Below are 18,748 nucleotides of genomic sequence, written 5' to 3' on the forward strand. Positions count from 1 at the left end.
AGAGTATATTCCCAGGTCTAGTAGCGGCTTTCCTATTGTATCAAGCCGTTACAAATACCGGTTGTTGTGGCACGAATGGTTGTGCCATACCTACAAAGAAACACAACACAAATACCTCAGAGGACATAGAATTCGAAGAAATAACATCAAAATAACAATATGGAAAATCATCAATACAACGTAGATTTAAAATGGATTTCGGAAAGAAAAGGAGAAATTTTGTCTCCAGAACTAACTCAAATCATTGAAGTGGCAACCCCTCCACAGTTTCCGAAGGGAATGGAATCAATCTGGTCTCCGGAACACTTGCTGACCGCGGCGGTCAACAGTTGTTATATGACCACCTTTTTAGCTATCGCCGAAAATTCTAAATTGGAATTCTTAAGTTTTGAATGTTCTGCGACAGGCAAATTAGAATTGGTCGAGGGTAAATTGCTGATGACAGAAATAGCGCTTAAGCCAGTCTTAAAGATCGCTAAGGAATCCGATAAAGACAGGGCCGAAAGAATACTACAGAAATCGGAAGCGGCTTGTCTAATTTCAAATTCCATAAAGTCCAGGACGAGCTTGGATACCACCATAAAATTCTAAAATAACGGAAACTTGGTTTCCGGATTCCAGCTCAACACTGCAAATTAGAATTTTTAATTAGAAAAGCCCCGATTTGGGGCTTTTTCATACCTGAAACATCCATTATAACTATTGCGGAAATCATTTGTCTTACGGCAAAATAAAAATTACATTTGCAGCAGTTTAACTTTTACACACAAAATGAAGCCTAACACACAACAATTAAACGATTTAACTACCCAAGTCAGAAGAGACATTCTTCGAATGGTACATGCCGTAAACTCTGGTCACCCAGGGGGATCACTTGGTTGCACTGAATTTCTGGTAGCTTTGTACCAAAACCTAATGGAACGCAAAGAAGGTTTCGACATGGACGGAATTGGAGAAGATCTTTTCTTCCTTTCAAACGGTCATATCTCCCCGGTTTTTTACAGCGTTTTAGCAAGAAGCGGTTATTTTCCGGTTTCTGAATTAGCGACTTTCCGTCTTATCAATTCAAGATTACAAGGACACCCTACCACTCACGACGGTTTACCGGGAGTAAGAATTGCATCCGGTTCACTTGGACAAGGGTTATCGGTAGGAATTGGAGCAGCGCAGGCTAAAAAGCTAAACAATGACAATCATTTAATTTACACACTTCACGGTGACGGAGAATTGCAAGAAGGTCAAAATTGGGAAGCGATCATGTATGCTTCCGCCAAAAAAGTGGACAACCTTATCGCCACGATCGATTTGAACGGAAAACAAATTGACGGTTCAACTGACGAAGTACTACCGATGGGAAGTATCCGTGCAAAATTTGAAGCGTTTGATTGGGACGTGATTGAGATACTAGACGGAAACGACATCGAAGCTGTTATTGCAGGAATGACCGATGCAAAATCAAGAACAGGTAAAGGAAAACCGGTTTGTGTATTACTACACACAGAAATGGGTAATGGAGTGGATTTCATGATGCATACGCATGCTTGGCACGGAAAAGCGCCAAATGACGAACAACTTCAAAATGCTCTAGCACAAAACTATAATAGAGGCGGCGAGCTAGATTATTAAATAATTTTGAATTTTGAATTGCAAATTTTGAATTTTACTTCAAAATCTTTCAATTTTTAAATTTTTAAATCTTTGAATTTAAAATACATGAAAAAATATACAAATACAGGAAGCAAAGACACCCGTTCTGGTTTTGGAGCGGGAATGACTGAACTAGGTCAAAAGAATGAAAATGTGGTGGCACTTTGTGCTGATTTAATAGGATCATTAAAATTCGATGATTTCAAGAAAAATCATCCAGAGCGTTTTTTCCAAATCGGAATTGCTGAAGCGAACATGATTGGAATTGCCGCAGGTTTAACTATTGGTGGAAAAATTCCTTTCACAGGAACTTTCGCTAACTTTTCTACAGGAAGAGTTTATGACCAAATCCGTCAATCTGTTGCCTACTCAGAAAAAAATGTCAAAATCTGTGCTTCACACGCCGGATTAACTTTAGGAGAAGACGGAGCTACGCACCAGATCCTTGAAGATATAGGTTTGATGAAAATGTTACCGGGAATGACCGTAATCAACACTTGCGATTACAATCAAACTAAAGCGGCAACTTTAGCATTAGCAGACCATCATGGTCCGGCTTATTTACGTTTTGGCCGTCCGGTTGTCCCTAACTTTATGCCAGCTGACGAGCCTTTCACAATTGGAAAAGCCATTCTTTTAAGTGAAGGTAAAGACGTGACGATAGTTGCGACCGGACATTTAGTTTGGGAAGCGCTTGTTGCTGCGGAAGCATTGGAAGCAAAAGGAATTTCTGCTGAAGTAATCAACATTCATACGATCAAACCATTGGACGAGGAAGCGATTCTAAAATCATTGGCTAAAACAAAATGTATCGTTACAGCCGAGGAGCACAACATTCTTGGAGGTCTTGGAGAAAGCATTTCTAGAGTATTGGCATTGAACAATCCCGCTCCACAAGAGTTCGTGGCCGTTAATGACAGTTTCGGTGAGTCCGGAACTCCCTCCCAATTAATGGAAAAATACAAATTGAACAATCAAGCGATTGTTGAAGCAGTAGAAAGAGTTATCAAAAGAAAATAATCTTCTTTTATTATCATAAAAAAATCCCGTTCGCTATGCGAACGGGATTTTGTATTTAGTAACAGTATTTATTTAATGACAGCTTTTGTCTAAATGTTTCTTTAACCTTGCCGGATCGGTAGTATCGCCATCGCAGCTTGGGATATCAGCAAAAGGGATTATCGTGCCATTAGCAGCCGTAATTTCCAATTTGGTGCTATAGCCGTCCGCATCATCATCGACATCCAAAAAATCAGGGATACCGTCCTTATCCGTATCATCTGCATTTTCTACACCTGTTGCTAAAACTTTCACGTAACCATCTCCATTCTTATCTTCCAGATAGGAAGGTATTCCATCACTATCTTGATCTTGTCTATTAATTTCGTATAATTTGAAACTAAATATCAAAGGTGCATAAGCGGGAATGCTTGCACTACCAGCAGAATAATAAGCCAAACCGGAAGGAATAAACATTACACCTGCACCAAAATCACTGTAAGAAACGGTGCCATCATTGTTGGCGGTATAACTTCCTGTTTTAAATTGAGGAAATATTTCACTCCAACCTGTTATTGTGCTATACAAGCTTAACATTTGTTGCGGGTACTTAGCCACTTCAAAGGTTGTCGCTGTCAGTGAAGTTACATTTGAGGTTACCGTTTGCTCTAAATAGTCACCTTTATAAGCCGCCAATACACCATCAACATTACAAGGCGCAGCACCAGTACCTTCTCTTAGCACTAAATAATACACTTTATAAGTAATATCGTGAAGTTTCACCTCTCGACTCAAAAGTTTAGGAAATGTTGATGCATTTAAATAAGAATAAATGGAAGGCTGATTTGCCGCATCTGTTATTTTTGTATAGGTCACATCTTGATCATCAACAAAACCGGCATGATCTACAACCGTGATATAGTATGTTTTTAAATATTCTTCAATATTTGTAATATCAGTAGCATATTGCACTGCAAAATCTCGTGGGGGTGTAATTTCGGAAGCGTCATTATTCTTCGAACATGAAAATAAAGAGAATGTTGTAATTATTAAAATAAAATAATACTTAAATTTGTTCATTATTGCTGATTTTTAAGAGCGCAAGATACAATATTGATTGATTTTTGTAAACTATTTAACTCTGATTTTAGAATTTTTATGAGAATAGATAAATTTTTATGGTGTGTCCGATATTACAAGACAAGAAATATGGTAACAGAGGCATGCAAAAAAAATCATGTTACCGTAAATGGCCTTGTGGCCAAACCCTCAAAGGAGGTTTTTGCAACCGATAAAATCACGTTCAGAAAGGATCAAATCACCCAAATCATCACTGTTCTGGATATACCGGAAAGTCGCGTGGGAGCCAAATTAGTCGACATTTATAGACGAAACGACACCCCCGCCGAAGCTTACCAGCATTTGGAATTATTAAAATTATCGAAAGAACACTATCGAAAAAATGGTACCGGAAGACCGACCAAAAAAGACAGACGGGACATCGACGAATTTGGAAATGACATCATCTCAGAGAACGACGATTTAGAATAACCTGAAACATTAAACTTGTAACATTAAACAATAATGAGTAAAAATATCATTCTGACAAATCAAGAAATTGAGCACAAAACAAAAAGGATTGCCTACCAAATCTACGAGACATTTGTGGATGAAAACGAAGTAGTCCTGGCGGGCATTGCGACAAACGGTTTCATTTTTGCAGAAAAAATCGCGCAAGAACTCAAAAAAATTTCCCCATTGGAAGTTTCTCTTTGTGAGGTTCAAATCGACAAACAAAATCCCGAATTACCCATACACACTTCCTTGTTAAAAGAACAATACGCAAATAAGGGATTGATTCTTGTTGACGATGTATTAAACTCGGGCACCACATTAATTTACGCCATAAGACATTTCCTGGACGTTCCTTTGAAAAAATTCAAAACGGCAGTCCTGGTTGATCGCAATCACAAAAAATACCCTGTAAAAGCAGATTTCAAGGGAATTTCGCTCTCCACATCAATTTTAGAGCATGTTCAGGTGGTTTTCGATGAAAACGGAAATAGCTATGCCTACTTAAGCTAAAATAGCGAGGATATCCAAAACGGTCTGATCTATAGTTTTTTCGTCTACAGATACGGTAAACTGAGCCTTATTGTAATAAAAACTCCTTTCGAAAAGATGCATGGCAATAAATTCCTTCAGTTCCTCTTCGCCTTTGTCGGCTACAAGGGGTCTTTTTGTTTTGTTTAAAGACAATCTATCGAATAAAGTCTGAATAGATGCCTTCAGATATATGGACAACACATTTTCCCCTATCAGCAACTCATGATTATTGGCATAACAAGGAGTACCCCCACCGAGTCCAATAATCGATGGCTCCGGAGAATTCAACAATTCAACAAATGCTTGATGTTCCAGCTTCCTAAAATAGATTTCTCCCCGTTGCTGAAAAATGGCATTGATGGATAAATTTGTTTTCTGCTCGATATATTGGTCCAAATCCACATATGGCAAACCTATGGTTTTCGACAGTCTTTTGGCAATCGTTGACTTCCCGCAACCCATATAGCCTAATAATATAATTTTTCTCATAGAATAAAACCTTATATACTAAGGCGTTAAGATTTATTGTTAAAAAAAGACAAATTTATACTAAAATAGCTTGGCAAACTCCAAAATAAGTCCTTATATTTGCACCCGCATTCAAGGAAAGAATATGACTCGATAGCTCAGTTGGTAGAGCACATCACTTTTAATGATGGGGTCCTGGGTTCGAGCCCCAGTCGGGTCACAAAAGGTCGAGTAATTTATTACTTGGCCTTTTTTTCATTAGGCCACGTGGAGAAACGGTAGACTTGCCAGCTTGAGGGGCTGGTGCTCGCAAGGGCGTGCGGGTTCAAATCCCGCCGTGGTCACTATTAAATTAAAAACAAAATCTTAATTACTTAAACGAAGGTAGTTAAGATTTTTTTTGTTTAAAAATGTACAATTAGTTATACCAGCCCATACTTTTCATCCTTTTCTATTTCCATAAAAATGCTCAAATGAAAAAGTGCCTTCTCTAGTATTTTAGCTTACCGGTTACGATGAAAAAACACGTTCCCATTTACCCAATACAACACTATCACCAATAGTTGATACCAGCCCACCAAAGACGCCCTACTGACGCAGAACCGTTTGCCGTGTCGCAACTTTTTATCATAACGAGAAACACCCTTTTTTCCCCGAATCATAAATATTTATACTATAAATGTGCTCACAATGAGGAAAACCGTACGATACCTACTTTTTACCAAGGTACTTTAGCAAAACAATAATTCTAAACATCACTAAAGACAACTATTGCATGTCTATACTTGTTTTAATAAAATTATTAGAATTTGCTACTATTTCCGTTTTTATGATAATAGTGCCGTTCTGCATCATATTAAATAAACTAAATATGTCATGAAAAATATACTTTATATTCTGACGGCTTTTCTTGTTTTTTCTTGTTCGCCTCCGGACAACAGCCACACTGCGTTGATTTCCGATTTTCATCCGCCCCAGTGGATTCAAGGAACATGGAAACAAGAACTATTTGGATTGGATTCACGTACGGGATTTAAATTTAGCGCAAATGATTTATGCACCCTTATAGGAGTTGCTGAACATTGTCAACAAGAAATCATTGATAGCCAAAGAAAATCCGGAACAAATGTAATAGTTGAAGAGGTAATTACAAGTACTTCATATAGCGTCAAAATTAGTAGTTCAGGGCAACAAAAAACATTCTCGTTTCAGAAAATATCTGACACAAAAATTGAATGGAACAGTGATTCTGCTATAGAATTGCTCAAAAAATAGTTTTTGTACACCCGAAAATATTTAATTTAATCCGCTAAGATAGAAATGAAGTACTTCTTACTTTGTATACTTCTACAAAACTACCAGTCGCAACCCGCAATTTGACTATAATCAATAAATAAGTGCATATGAAGTCGCAATTATTAGGCAGGTCAATGACATAATTAGCAATACAAAGACAACTAATCCTAAAGGATAAAACAGTTGATTTAGAGACTTGATTACTTTGTTCTTATTCATCTTATTTCGATTTTAAAATCAGATTTGTACTATCCTAAATTTCCAATAATTAATCTATACTCACAATACCCACTTTTAGTGATATTAATTAAAATAGACGAACGATGGAACCGTTGGTTGTAATTTATAAATCCGACGAAATCATAACCATTCTCACGCGTTGCTTACTCTTTCAGTTCACCTTAATAAAAATGATTGAGATTACTTAAAGCAAATATTAAAATTAAAACTCCCAACAAACCCAAAAGGATTACAAAAAAGGAGCCTATATAGAAAAACATTTTTTTGTTTTTATTATTTCCCCCTATCAATCCGTTGCTGCCGTAACCTGCCATAATGCTATTAACTTAATGTTTTAAACAATTCAAATCTGGTTCAATATGCTAAACTTGTTGCGATACAAAGAAAAAGGTTTTACGCTATCATCACAATACCAACTTTTAGTGATATTTCAATTATTTTTAACTTTCTCACTTAGAGAAAAATGACCTCTAAAATTGTTGTCCAGATCATTTTTTCAAGAATAACTTTCATCATTCTGTAATTAAAGTTTAATTTGACCAAAACTTTTAGCTAAGATGATATAAAACTCATTATGCAATCCCATTTAACCCACAAAAAAAGCGCCTCGATATAGTATCGAGACGCTTGGAATAAAATAAGAATTAATTTATTTTATCAATTCTTGCAATGGTTTCAATTGTTCTAAATCAACCTTAGATTCTTTTAGAACGGAAAGCATCGTCATAATGTTTGTGGGATTCATATCCTTTCCTAAAACTCGAACCACAGCAAACCCTGTTTCTTTTCTGTTTGCAAATAAAACAAACTCTTCAATATGTTCGTCAGAACCAACGTAACTTATCGATGCGCTCTGCTTTCCGGAACCAAATTTCATAAGCTGCTGGTACTTGGGATCCTTTAGAATAACATCAATTTTGGCACGTTCCACATCAAACTGATCCTTGTTTTTTTCATTTAGCTTAAAAGCCAAAATATTCATTTTGTCAAAAGAATGTAACGCGTTATTTTGCTCGACCGACAATTTTGTTTCGTCAACGTTTAAAATGCTCGGAGAGACATCCATCGCGATGAAATTCTTATTTTCAGTGTTCTTTACAAAATATTTTTGCAGGGTAGGTCCCGAATTGCAGCTCATCAGAAGCACCGATAACAACGCCGAGATACTATAAATTGCTTTCATATTCACATTTTATTTAATTTTCTATTGGCTTTCTTTTGATTTTGCAATCAGGAAAATACTTTTTATTTTTTCCCTTTAGTGGCTCTCTTTAAATCTTCCCCACCCGGTATTCTCATTTTATCGGTTAGAATCGAAATTTCATTCAAATCGAAATTACCAGTCAGGGACATTAAAACCGTTTCATTTGACTTGCTGCCGCCCTCAATGAACATCAAAAGCTCTCTAATCTGAGAATCGGTAGCTCCAGACTTAACCAATATCTTTATGTTCTTACCGCTGTCGTTAACGCGCATCAGTTCTTCTAAGCCAGCCGTTTTTATGTACTTATCGGCAGCTGATTTCATTTCTCCTGTGGCTCTTGAACTACTCGTGGTGAAAACCTTTAAATTATCCAGTTTTTTTATCAAATTCATATATTGTTGCGTTTCTTTATCGGAAGCGTCAACTTTAACCTTACTCATCAGGTCAAACATTTTCTTATTGACCACAATGGAAGTAACATCATCTTGGCCATCGAATTTGTCGAAGGCTGCTTGAGCGAAAAACGGGCTGGAAATTAACACAACCATCAATGTGATTAAAAACTTTTTACTCAAATTGAATCTAGTTTTTCTGGGGTTTTGGGCAATTTTTGATTTCATCTTTTTTGTATTTATTATTGTTTGAAAATTAAATTTTTTGATTTTTTGTATTCTTTAACATATGTTACACTTTCTATGCCAGTATTTACATGCTTTGACAACATTGCCAATGCTCTTTGGGTTTCCTTTAAAGCCACCTCAGGATTATCATAAGTGCCCAGATCAGAATTCGCAACTTCAGTCCGATTTTGCACGTAGGCCACAACCCCAACAATGACAGCTATTGAAGCCGCAATAGACAACCAGGCTGTCTTGCTTTTTACAGACCTTATGGCTTTTTTATCCTCTGATTTTTGCGCTGCCGCGACCGAGAAATAAGCAAACATAGGTTTGTGGTGCATTAAATGTGCCGAAACATCTGTTGAAGAAAAGTATTTTCGCAGTTCATTCTCCTCCGAAATGCTGGTTTCTCCGTCAAAGTATTTTTCTAATAGTATTTCAATATTTTTCAATTCCATAATTTTCGATTTTTGTCATGCATTCCCTTACGGTTTTCCTTCCTCTTGAAAGCGCGACCCGTATGGCCGTTTCATTCATCTGCATTATTTTTGCGATTTCTGAAAATTCATATTGTTCTACATCTCGCATCTGGATAATTAACCGTTGTTGTTCGGGCAATTGGTTGATTATTTTTTCAACCCAGTCCAAACTGTCGCCATCTTCCACTTCCTTAACTAAGCTTTGCGTATCATCACTAAAATACTCATCAACCATTTTTAGATTTCCCGATCTTTTAGACTTGAGCTGATCCAAGCAATAATTTTTGGTCATTGTCATCGCAAAAGCTTCAACGCTGTTAAACCCCAGCAGGCTCTCGTTTTTGCTCCACAGTTTTACCAGGACTTCTTGCGTTGCATCTTCCGCTTCCTCGGTGCTTATCAGCAGACGCTTGGCCAAGCGAAATACTTTGTCCTTGAACGGTGAGGTCAGTTGCAGAAACTCTATTTGATCCATAAATCAAGAAATTTTTAGTTCGGCTTATAATATCAAGACGAAGCAATGTTATTTTTGTTACAAAGTATACAAAATAAAACTAAAGTTACTATTTTTACGTTCCTATATCTCGAAAACGAACCTATGAAAACCAATTTTAAGTTTATCCTTTTATTCTTTTTAGCCATTTTTGCATTCCAAAGTTGTCAAGACATGGATGATAATGCGGCACCCATTAATCTGGAAGTCCAAGATTTTATATGGAAAGGATTAAATCAATATTATTTGTGGCAGGCAGATGTTCCCAATTTAGCCGACGATCGCTTTGCTTCGCAAGATGCTCTGAATGATTTTTTGAGAGGCTATCCCGTTCCAGAGGAATTATTTGATGCGCTAAGGGTAGACAAATCAATCGATCGTTTCAGCTGGATTGTATCTGATTATTTAGAATTGGAACAGGCTCTTGGAGGAATTTCGAAAAATCACGGAGCTGAATTCGGTTTAGTATACAAACCAGGAAGTACGACCGACATTTTTGGATATGTTCGTTACATTCTACCCAATTCTGCTGCGTCAACAAAGGATATTCAAAGAGGCTCTATATTTTACGGCATTAATGGAACCCAACTTACGATAAATAATTACCAGTCTTTGCTGGCAGCGGATGATTATACTTTAAATTTAGCCGACTATGATGGAGGAGCAATTACGCCAAATGGAAAATCAGTTGCACTGACAAAAACGATTTTGGCCGAAAACCCGATTTTAATAAATAAGGTGATTACTTCTGGAACGCACAAAATCGGTTACTTAATGTACAACGGTTTTTATGCCGAATACGACATACAATTAAACGATGCTTTCGGGGCGCTAAAATCGCAAGGGATTACGGATTTAGTGCTAGACTTGAGATACAATTCAGGTGGTTCAGTTCTTACCGCAACCCGATTGGCGAGCATGATAACGGGACAATATACCGGACAAGTGTTTGCGAAACAACAATGGAATGATAAAATCAACTCTTATTTTGAATCTGCTGATCCGGAAGCGTTAAAAAACAATTTCACAGATAAAATAGGAAGCACCCCAATAAACAGTTTAAACTTATCTAAAATTTATATCCTGACCACCAAAAGTTCCGCCTCGGCAAGTGAGCTTGTTATAAACGGCTTGAAACCCTATATGGATGTGGTTCAGATAGGGGACGTTACTACGGGAAAAAATGTAGGCTCCGTTACTTTATATGACTCCCCTACCTTTGGAAAAGACAACAGAAATCCAAATCATCGTTATGCTATGCAGCCGATAGTTTTAAAAATCGTAAATGCCGCAGGTTTTGGAGATTATTACAGCGGTCTTGAACCAAATTATTTATTGAAAGAGAATTTGGGCAATTTAGACATTTTAGGAAACAACTCCGAAGCTTTATTAAGCACTGCTATCGGAAAGATCACTGGAACCGGAAAAATGCTGAAACAAAACCCCGAAAAAGATTTCAATTACTTTAAAGATACCAAATCGTTGGATGGCCTACAAAACCAAATGTATATTGAGAAAGCACCGGAAGGAATCTTAAAAGCCTTGGATTAATTCAAAATAATAGCAATATGTTGTATTTTAATACGTTATGAATAATTCACCTCAATCAACAGAAACTATGAGAAATAGAACTAAGTTATTTTTGACATTGATTGCCTTGATTTGTTTTGCTTTCGCTAGTCCAAAAAAAGTAGAACCGAAACAAATAAATGTGGTTATTGATGCGGCTCATGGAGGAGAAGATTTTGGCTCCACTATAGCTGAAATTACTGAAAAACAAATTATAGACCAGGTGATTGCCAAAATTCAGGCTTTCAACAAAAATAAAAACATCATCATCCACTATACCAGATCGACAGATCGATTTATTCCGCTCAAGGATAGAACTGACTTTATAAATACAATCAAACCGGATTTAGTTTTGTCCTTACATGTGAATGCAAGTCCGAACAGCAATACATCAGGTATGGAGTTCTATGTTTCAAAAGAATCTAACTTTTATGAAAAGTCGAACCTAATAGCCGAGAATTTCCAAACTAAGTTTTTAGATTCAAATTATAAAGTTGCAGAAATTAAGAACGCCAATTTTCATATTTTGAAAAACTCAGAAGTGCCGGCAGTCATAATGGAACTCGGTTACTTAACCAATGATATCGACAAAAAAAACCTTGTTAATAATAACGAACAGAATCAAATAGCAAAAAAAATTATAGAGTGTTTTTCTGAATTGAAATAATATCGTTCATATAAGCAAAGAAGAGGCTTTCAGTGATGAAAGCCTCTTCTTTTTGGTTGAAAGGAAAGCGCTATAAATTGATGTTCATTCCAATTTTAAAATTCCTACCCCTTGTGCTGTACCCTACAGACTCAACAAACTCCTCGTTTAACATATTGTTTACTGCCGCAAATACAGTCATTCTATTTTTAATAAGATCGTATTTTGCCGAAGCGTTAAACAATTGATAGGCATCAAGAATCACGGGAGTCGTAGCGTAAGTGCCACCGTCAAAAAACGCGTCTTTTCGTTGATCCACATATTGATAATTTAGGTTGAAAAAAGCTCGAGCCGTTGGCTGATAATCCAGTGAAACATTCCCCTTATGCTTTGGAATCAATCGACTTAAAGGCTCTTCGACTTGCGTGAAAGTATAATTTGCATTCACTTTTAATTCCTTTGAAAAAGTGTAAGAAGCCATTGTTTCGACTCCTTTTGCGTTATTCGTTCCAACTATATTGATATAATTTGAAGCGTATGTGTCTGGGTTGGTAAAAAATCCGAATGAGTTTTTCTCTTCCCTGTGAAAAGCAACCGCATTAAAAGTCAGTTTTTTGGCTAATAAAACCACTTCAAAACCAATTTCCGCCGTACTGTTTTCCTCAGGCATTAAATCTAAATTTCCATAGGGGGAATACAATTGATACAAACTTGGTGTAATATAAGCTGTGCTATAAGAAGCCAATACTTTCAATGGCAATCCAGAAAATGAAAAGGATGGGTTCACATTATACACGAAATGGTTCCCATAAACACTGTGCATATTATCTCTAACTCCAACGTTAAGATTTAGACCAAAATCAGAATTGTAAACCGCCGTCAAATAGGGGTCAATCGTGTTGAATTTGGCAGTTTCGGCAGCAATTGCGTCATAAGCTGTCTTTGAATCCATTTCCTGAAACTGAAATTGAGTCCCCAACACTACAAAAAATTGTTTGTTGAATGCATATTTGTTGAACGCATCCGCATTTACACTTCTTGATTTGTAATCGCTTACATTCACAGCATTTGAATAACTGCTGAAAACATTGTAATTCCTTTCAATCGTGTTAAAGCTTGTGTTCACTACGAATTCCCCTTTACTGTATTTATACTTGGGTGAAAACCCCAAACGGAATTGCTCAGATCTTGAAACATTCAAAGGCGTATCAGGGTCATTGAAATTATCAAATGTACTGTCAAAATCATTTTTAAGCCTGTCATAATTGGCAAAGAAATCCAAGCTTAACTTTTTTGTTGGAGTAAATCCCATTTTAACTAATGAATTAATTCTGGAAAAATGATCATCTTCGAAAGTGGCAGGTTCCGGAACGGCAGCTTCAGATATACCTGTTGTTTCCGTACTGTTTAAAGACGCATAATAATTGAATTTTTCCGACCTTCCATTCACCGAAAGTCCTTGGTTATAATCTTGCGGTCTATAATCTACCCTATCGGCAGTAGTTTGCGTTCCGATGCTCATATGCACATTTCCGGCAATTGCTTTTTTCCCTGCTTTTTTTAAAGTAATATTAATGACACCTGCAGCAGCTCCCGAACCGTACAAGGTACTTGCAGCCCCTTTCATAATCTCAACACTTTCCACTTGGTCAACAGGGATCAATCGCAAATCATACTCCAGATTAATACCCGAAGCATCAGTAACCGGAATCCCATCAATCAGTATCAATGTCTGACGGTTTCTTCCTCCTCGGATGTAATAGCCCAGGTTTTTCCCGGCGCTGCTCTTATTCCCGTTTATTTCCATTCCGGCAACGGAACTTAAAACGGTAGCAAGGGACTGTCCTGATTTTTTGGACAATTCCTCGGCAGTAATTTTTACAATTACTTTTCCTGATTTTTCTTTTTCCAAAGCGAATTTAGAATCTGAAACTACCACTTCATCCAACTCGTTTGCAGGAGAAAGGGTTTCTTTTTGTTGCGCAAAAGCACAAGAAGTTATCAGCACGCATAACGCACTAATACGAACGATTTTGTTGTTCATTTTAATAAAACATTTTTAATAACAGCTATTTGCCGCTACATGAGTAAAAATGGGAGAAAAGTATGAAATAACCCATACCCAAACCTTTTTTCCCGAAAGTTTGATACACATCGTATTAGGCAGGTCTCCTGGCTTGCGTCTTGTTGTTTACCTTCTCATCCGCCATGCAGACAATGGTTTGTAGATAACAACAAGCTTATTAGCTTACAGTTGCGGGTACAGCGCAAGATTTTTGATTTCTGAATTCGATTGTTAAATCCTCAAACTTCAATCACTCACTTCCCTTTTAATGCCGTCTTTTAATTTTAAAAACAGCAACCTCAATACGGCTGCAAATATAACTTTATCCCCCGAATAAAAAATAAAATTTGATTTTTAAAAAGGATTAAATATACCTTTGCAGCACTTGAAAACCATTATATGAAATCAGCATCTTTAAAAACTATCCTTTTTCTGTGTATCCTTTTTGCTTTTGGATGCAAACAAAAAAAGGAAGTTTCTAATGCCGACATAGCTTCGTCCAAAAATGAAATCCAATATGCCAAAGGATTTGAAATACACAAATACAACGGCTATTCCGTAGTGAAAATAACCAATCCTTGGCCCGAGGCCAAAGAAAGCTTCAGCTATGTTTTGAAACAAAAAAACGCAATCATTCCGGACAGTTTGAAGCATTTTACCATCATTCCCATTCCCGTAAAAACGATTGTGGTTACCTCAACCACGCATATTCCCGCATTGGAAATGTTGGGAGTCGAAAACACTTTGGTTGGCTTTCCCGATACTGATTTTATTTCGTCAGAGAAAACCAGAAAAAGAATTGACGCAGGAAAAGTTCGGGAAGTCGGGAAAAATGAAAATCTCAACACCGAAGTTTTGATAGACATGCAACCCGACGTGATTGTTGGTTTCGGACTGAACAACAGCAATCCCACTCTGGACCTATTACAAAAAAGCGGCCTGAAGGTAATGCTCAATGGCGATTGGACCGAGCAATCTCCTCTTGGAAAAGCGGAATGGATCAAGTTCTTCGGCGCCTTGTATGGATTGGACTCCAAGGCAGATTCGATTTTTTCCGGAATCGAAAAAGAATACAATGCGACTTTGGCTTTGGCCAAAAAGGCCACGAAAAAACCCACCGTACTTGCCGGAGCCATGTTTCAAGACCAATGGTATGTCCCGCAAGGCGAAAGCTGGGCTGCACTTTTTCTAAAAGATGCCCATGCAGATTACCTATGGGCAGACACCAAAGGAACCGGCGGACTGTCGCTTCCCTTTGAAGTAGTACTGGAAAAGGCACAGAGAGCGGAATTCTGGATTGCCCCCGGAGATTTCTCTTCGTTGAAACAAATGAGCGACAGCAATCCGCATTATGCGCAATTTGATTCATTTAAAAATAAAAAAGTATATTCGTACGCTATAAACAAAGGGGCGAAAGGCGGCATTATATATTTTGAATTGTCCCCATCTCGTCCAGACTGGGTCCTGAAAGACCTGATTAAAATATTTCATCCCGAGTTGTTACCCAATCATAAACTTTTTTTCTTCCAGAAATTAGAATAAATTGAACCAAACTAAACGAAATACTGTTCTTTTCCTGATCCTAACCATTGTGGTGCTTTGCTTGTTCGTAATCAACATCAGCTTGGGATCTGTTTCGATTCCCCTAAAAGAAGTGATTCACAGCCTCATAGGCGGAACTTCCAGTAAGGAGACCTGGCAATACATCATCATTGACTACCGCTTGCCTAAGGCGATTACCGCTGTTTTGGTGGGCATGGGACTTTCAATTAGTGGTTTGTTAATGCAAACTTTATTCAGGAATCCATTGGCAGGACCCTATGTCTTGGGCCTTAGTTCAGGAGCCAGTCTGGGAGTTGCAATGGTTATTCTGGGAGCCGCATTTCTGCCGGCATCTGTGGCTTCGCTCTTACTGTCGTCTTACGGGATAGTTTTGGCATCCAGCTTGGGCAGCTTTCTCGTTCTGATGGCGGTCTTAGTAGTCTCCTATCGATTGCGCGACACCATGGCAATACTAATTGTCGGGTTGATGTTCGGCAGTTTAACAAGTGCCATCGTGGGGACTTTGAGCTATTTCAGCACTGCAGAACAGCTACAAAAATTCACTTTCTGGTCCTTGGGGAATTTGGGGAATCTATCTTGGACATCGATACTGGTTTTATTTACCTGCGTTCTGATAGGTCTGCTTTTGAGCCTTTTCAGCATAAAACCTTTGAACGCGCTGCTTTTAGGAGAAAATTATGCGCGTAGCTTGGGTTTGAACTATAAAAAGGCACGGTTAATAATCATCTTTTCCACCAGCATTTTGGCCGGAAGCATTACCGCTTTTGCGGGCCCGATCGCCTTTATAGGTCTGGCTGTCCCACATATTGCTAAATTAGTTTTCCAGACCAGTAATCACGTTGTTCTATTTTGGAGCACCCTGCTTTTTGGAGCGAGCATTATGTTGATTTGCGACAGCATTTCGCAAGTTCCCGGTGGCGATATTACCTTACCTATCAATGCGGTAACCTCCATCTTTGGGGCGCCCATAGTTATTTGGTTGTTGATCAGAAAACGTAAAATGATAGGATAATGGAAAATAAGACAATCTTAAAGGCTTCTGATATCAGCATTGGTTATTCCCATAAAAAAGGAAACACAATCATTTCTTCGAATATTAATTTGACCCTGGAGAAAGGACAGCTGATTTCCTTGATTGGTGCAAACGGTATTGGCAAATCTACCTTACTGAAAACCTTAACGGGGATCCAAAAAACGCTTTCCGGAACCGTTTTACTTAATGGACAAAACATCCATAAACTGGATTCGCTAACGTTAGCCCAAAACTTAAGTGTCGTTCTAACCGAAAAATTGCCCCCAAGCAATCTGACCGTTTTTGAGCTCATCGCATTGGGGAGACAACCCTACACGAATTGGATCGGGAAGTTATCGGAACTGGATGTTGCAAAAGTTAATGAAGCGATGGAACTGACGAAAATCAGTCATTTGGCGGCAAAAAAATACTACGAAATCAGCGACGGCCAATTGCAAAAAGTATTGATCGCAAGGGCTTTGGCACAAGACACTCCTCTAATCATTTTGGATGAACCCACCACCCACTTGGATTTATTGCACAAAGTGGCATTATTTAAACTATTGAAAAGACTCACTCAAGAAACGGAAAAATGCATTTTGTTTTCAACGCATGACATCGACATAGCGATCCAGCTTAGCGACGAAATGATCATTATGACTCCAGAAACTGTTGTCCAGGACGAACCCTGCAATTTCATTTCGAAAGGAAGTTTTAATACTTTATTCAAGGACGAACATATTGTCTTCGATGCAGAAAAAGGAAGGTTCTTCTTTATTTAACTTGGCAACAAATTAGAGAAGATAGTTTCTATTTTAATTTCCAACTTACAATTCAACTATTTCGGCATTTCAACTTTAACATTTATTTACATGAATTATTAATTACTGATAATCAGCGTCTTATGTAAATTATCATATCTTTGTTGTACTTTTATTTTTCCCCAAAGCTCAACTTATCTACATCATTAAAACTAATCTTTAAAAACTTTTAATTATGGAAAATTCGTGTACTTTACTCAAAAAAATCGTTTTGTTGGGAAGCTTCCTTTTCCTCTATTCCTGTAGTCAGGACGAAATGATTAATGTTGATTTACAAAAAAATGCATCCAAATCTTTTAATGAGAAAATGAGTGCAGATAAGGTCATTAAATTTAAGGGACCCCAAGTAACTCTAGGAGACGGAAAAGTGCGGTCGTGGGTTAGTGTCGATCTTGCCGGAGACCCAAAAGAAATTGGAATTGAAATGACGCGAGAAGCGTTGTTAAATCCTCAAGGAGATAAAAAATCCTCTCCTCCAGCGGGTTCTACAATTGTCATTCCATTACACCCTAAAGCGAGCCAGGTAACACCCTTTGATCATATTGGACTCAATTGGAACCCCAATGGTCATGAACCGGAACATGTTTTCGACGTGCCCCATTTTGATATTCATTTTTACATGATATCAGTTGAAGAACAACTGGCAATACCTGAATATTCTCCAAGCACCGATGCCTTGTTTAATAACCTTCCTCCTATGGAATATTGGCCCGAAAATTATTTCACTCCTCCCGGTGCTGCTACCGCCGAGGCCCAAATGGGAAAACACTGGATACCAACAAACTTAGGAGCCTTTCTGCCGTTCACAAAAATAATGATATATGGATCTTTCGATGGCAACTTTATTTTTGTCGAACCTATGGTGACTTTAAACTACTTATTATTAAATGTAGAGTCTAGAAACAATGCTTACTCACAACCTTTAAAATTTGCAAAAGCGGGGAATTACCCAACGAAATACAACATTTATAATGATCCTAAGACTGGCAATATTAAAATAACTTTAAGCGATTTTATACATAGAGTAGCTACGCCTTATTAATTAGAAATCAGGTAGTTTGAAAGACTTCCTCTCTTTAATTTCCTTTCTAACAATTTATATTTTCATTTAAAAATTAACTGTCATGAAAAATTATTTAAAAGGAGCAAGCATGTGTTCCGTTATTCTTTTGCTGATTATTTCCTGCGGGAAAGAAGATTTACCCATGAGTAATGAAGAAATAAACACTTCCAATTCCGATAAAAAAATAAAGACCTCCGGTTTTGCAGAAAATGATATGGTGATGTACTGGAATGAAAAAACAGCAACCGTCCTTGGTGCGCCCATGATTCAGCCCAGCCGCGCCCGTTATTTTGCCATCGTTCAGATAGCGGTGCATGATGCACTTAATAATATCAAACCAAAATATGAACGCTTTGCCCTTCATGAACGAGAAAAATTTGCCGACCCCGATGCGGCTGTTGCCAGTGCAGCATATTGGGCCATTAAGGGACTGGACCAGCAAAGGAGTTTTCCTATT

General features: G+C 37.7%; 20 protein-coding genes, 2 tRNA genes and 1 riboswitch. Of the genes, 15 read left to right on the forward strand and 7 right to left on the reverse strand.

The genetic code is table 11. From position 1 onward, the window contains the following. Window positions 1-159 precede the first annotated feature (159 nt). From VIH09_RS07715 to VIH09_RS07725, 3 genes are all read left to right on the forward strand, one after another. Window positions 160-591, forward strand: coding sequence for an OsmC family protein (locus tag VIH09_RS07715; protein WP_331579557.1), 432 nt, complete (start codon window positions 160-162; stop codon window positions 589-591). A 180-nt stretch (window positions 592-771) separates the two neighbouring features. Beyond that, window positions 772-1,626, forward strand: a complete 855-nt coding sequence (locus tag VIH09_RS07720; RefSeq protein ID WP_331579559.1) for a transketolase — start codon at window positions 772-774, stop codon at window positions 1,624-1,626. Window positions 1,627-1,713: 87 nt separating this feature from the next. Further along, on the forward strand, window positions 1,714-2,667 hold the full coding sequence (locus tag VIH09_RS07725; RefSeq protein ID WP_331579562.1) for a transketolase family protein: 954 nt from the start codon (window positions 1,714-1,716) through the stop codon (window positions 2,665-2,667). A gap of 72 nt (window positions 2,668-2,739) precedes the next feature. On the opposite strand, the gene VIH09_RS07730 is transcribed toward VIH09_RS07725, so the two are convergent. Beyond that, entirely contained in the window at window positions 2,740-3,726 is a 987-nt protein-coding gene (locus tag VIH09_RS07730) for an FKBP-type peptidylprolyl isomerase (protein WP_331579564.1), read from the reverse strand. Window positions 3,727-3,804: 78 nt separating this feature from the next. Here VIH09_RS07730 and VIH09_RS07735 point away from each other — a divergent pair, with 78 nt between their 5' ends. Both VIH09_RS07735 and VIH09_RS07740 read left to right on the forward strand, forming a co-directional pair. Further along, window positions 3,805-4,197 (forward strand): RNA-binding S4 domain-containing protein, encoded by a 393-nt coding sequence (locus VIH09_RS07735; protein ID WP_331579566.1) that lies wholly within the window; start codon window positions 3,805-3,807, stop codon window positions 4,195-4,197. 33 nt (window positions 4,198-4,230) lie between these two features. Further along, a complete protein-coding gene (locus VIH09_RS07740; protein WP_331579568.1) occupies window positions 4,231-4,731 on the forward strand; it encodes a phosphoribosyltransferase family protein in 501 nt (166 codons plus the stop codon). On the opposite strand, the gene VIH09_RS07745 is transcribed toward VIH09_RS07740, so the two are convergent. Beyond that, window positions 4,723-5,241, reverse strand: a complete 519-nt coding sequence (locus tag VIH09_RS07745) for a shikimate kinase (protein WP_331579570.1) — start codon at window positions 5,239-5,241, stop codon at window positions 4,723-4,725. The genes VIH09_RS07740 and VIH09_RS07745 overlap by 9 nt on opposite strands. A gap of 126 nt (window positions 5,242-5,367) precedes the next feature. Between VIH09_RS07745 and VIH09_RS07750 the strand changes: the two genes are divergently transcribed. From VIH09_RS07750 to VIH09_RS07760, 3 genes are all read left to right on the forward strand, one after another. Then, window positions 5,368-5,440: transfer RNA gene (locus tag VIH09_RS07750), tRNA-Lys, on the forward strand. Window positions 5,441-5,481: 41 nt separating this feature from the next. Further along, window positions 5,482-5,564: transfer RNA gene (locus VIH09_RS07755), tRNA-Leu, on the forward strand. Window positions 5,565-6,096: 532 nt separating this feature from the next. Beyond that, the gene (locus tag VIH09_RS07760) at window positions 6,097-6,495 is read left to right on the forward strand and encodes a hypothetical protein (protein WP_331579572.1); all 399 of its coding nucleotides are present in this window, start codon (window positions 6,097-6,099) and stop codon (window positions 6,493-6,495) included. Between the two features lie 910 nt (window positions 6,496-7,405). Here the strand turns inward: VIH09_RS07760 and VIH09_RS07765 are convergent. The 4 genes from VIH09_RS07765 to VIH09_RS07780 form a co-directional block, all read right to left on the reverse strand. After that, the gene (locus VIH09_RS07765) at window positions 7,406-7,939 is read right to left on the reverse strand and encodes a DUF4252 domain-containing protein (RefSeq protein WP_331579574.1); all 534 of its coding nucleotides are present in this window, start codon (window positions 7,937-7,939) and stop codon (window positions 7,406-7,408) included. A gap of 62 nt (window positions 7,940-8,001) precedes the next feature. Continuing rightward, window positions 8,002-8,580 (reverse strand): DUF4252 domain-containing protein, encoded by a 579-nt coding sequence (locus tag VIH09_RS07770; protein ID WP_331579576.1) that lies wholly within the window; start codon window positions 8,578-8,580, stop codon window positions 8,002-8,004. A gap of 14 nt (window positions 8,581-8,594) precedes the next feature. After that, entirely contained in the window at window positions 8,595-9,038 is a 444-nt protein-coding gene (locus VIH09_RS07775) for a hypothetical protein (RefSeq protein WP_331579578.1), read from the reverse strand. Continuing rightward, entirely contained in the window at window positions 9,019-9,534 is a 516-nt protein-coding gene (locus VIH09_RS07780) for an RNA polymerase sigma factor (RefSeq protein WP_331579580.1), read from the reverse strand. Before VIH09_RS07780 ends, VIH09_RS07775 begins: the two co-directional genes overlap by 20 nt. 123 nt (window positions 9,535-9,657) lie before the next feature. Here VIH09_RS07780 and VIH09_RS07785 point away from each other — a divergent pair, with 123 nt between their 5' ends. Further along, window positions 9,658-11,103 (forward strand): S41 family peptidase, encoded by a 1,446-nt coding sequence (locus VIH09_RS07785; RefSeq protein WP_331579582.1) that lies wholly within the window; start codon window positions 9,658-9,660, stop codon window positions 11,101-11,103. 67 nt (window positions 11,104-11,170) lie between these two features. Continuing rightward, window positions 11,171-11,788, forward strand: coding sequence for an N-acetylmuramoyl-L-alanine amidase (locus tag VIH09_RS07790; RefSeq protein WP_331579584.1), 618 nt, complete (start codon window positions 11,171-11,173; stop codon window positions 11,786-11,788). 70 nt (window positions 11,789-11,858) lie between these two features. On the opposite strand, the gene VIH09_RS07795 is transcribed toward VIH09_RS07790, so the two are convergent. After that, the gene (locus tag VIH09_RS07795) at window positions 11,859-13,811 is read right to left on the reverse strand and encodes a TonB-dependent receptor plug domain-containing protein (protein WP_331579586.1); all 1,953 of its coding nucleotides are present in this window, start codon (window positions 13,809-13,811) and stop codon (window positions 11,859-11,861) included. A gap of 102 nt (window positions 13,812-13,913) precedes the next feature. After that, a riboswitch (cobalamin riboswitch) is annotated at window positions 13,914-14,149 on the reverse strand. Between the two features lie 82 nt (window positions 14,150-14,231). Here VIH09_RS07795 and VIH09_RS07800 point away from each other — a divergent pair. The 5 genes from VIH09_RS07800 to VIH09_RS07820 form a co-directional block, all read left to right on the forward strand. Continuing rightward, entirely contained in the window at window positions 14,232-15,374 is a 1,143-nt protein-coding gene (locus VIH09_RS07800) for an ABC transporter substrate-binding protein (RefSeq protein WP_331579588.1), read from the forward strand. A gap of 1 nt (window position 15,375) precedes the next feature. Then, window positions 15,376-16,407 carry an iron ABC transporter permease gene (locus VIH09_RS07805; RefSeq protein WP_331579590.1) on the forward strand — a complete coding sequence of 344 codons (1,032 nt, stop codon included), beginning with the start codon at window positions 15,376-15,378 and terminating at the stop codon, window positions 16,405-16,407. Next, complete coding sequence (locus tag VIH09_RS07810) at window positions 16,407-17,189, forward strand: ABC transporter ATP-binding protein (protein WP_331579592.1); 783 nt, start codon at window positions 16,407-16,409, stop codon at window positions 17,187-17,189. The genes VIH09_RS07805 and VIH09_RS07810 overlap by 1 nt, the downstream gene beginning before the upstream one ends. A 214-nt stretch (window positions 17,190-17,403) precedes the next feature. Further along, a complete protein-coding gene (locus VIH09_RS07815; RefSeq protein ID WP_331579594.1) occupies window positions 17,404-18,270 on the forward strand; it encodes a hypothetical protein in 867 nt (288 codons plus the stop codon). Between the two features lie 82 nt (window positions 18,271-18,352). Continuing rightward, the coding region (locus VIH09_RS07820) for a hypothetical protein (protein ID WP_331579596.1) at window positions 18,353-18,748 on the forward strand (396 nt) is incomplete at its 3' end.

The organism is Flavobacterium sp. (assembly GCF_036515215.1).
In the GTDB taxonomy this organism is placed as follows: Bacteria; Bacteroidota; Bacteroidia; order Flavobacteriales; family Flavobacteriaceae; genus Flavobacterium.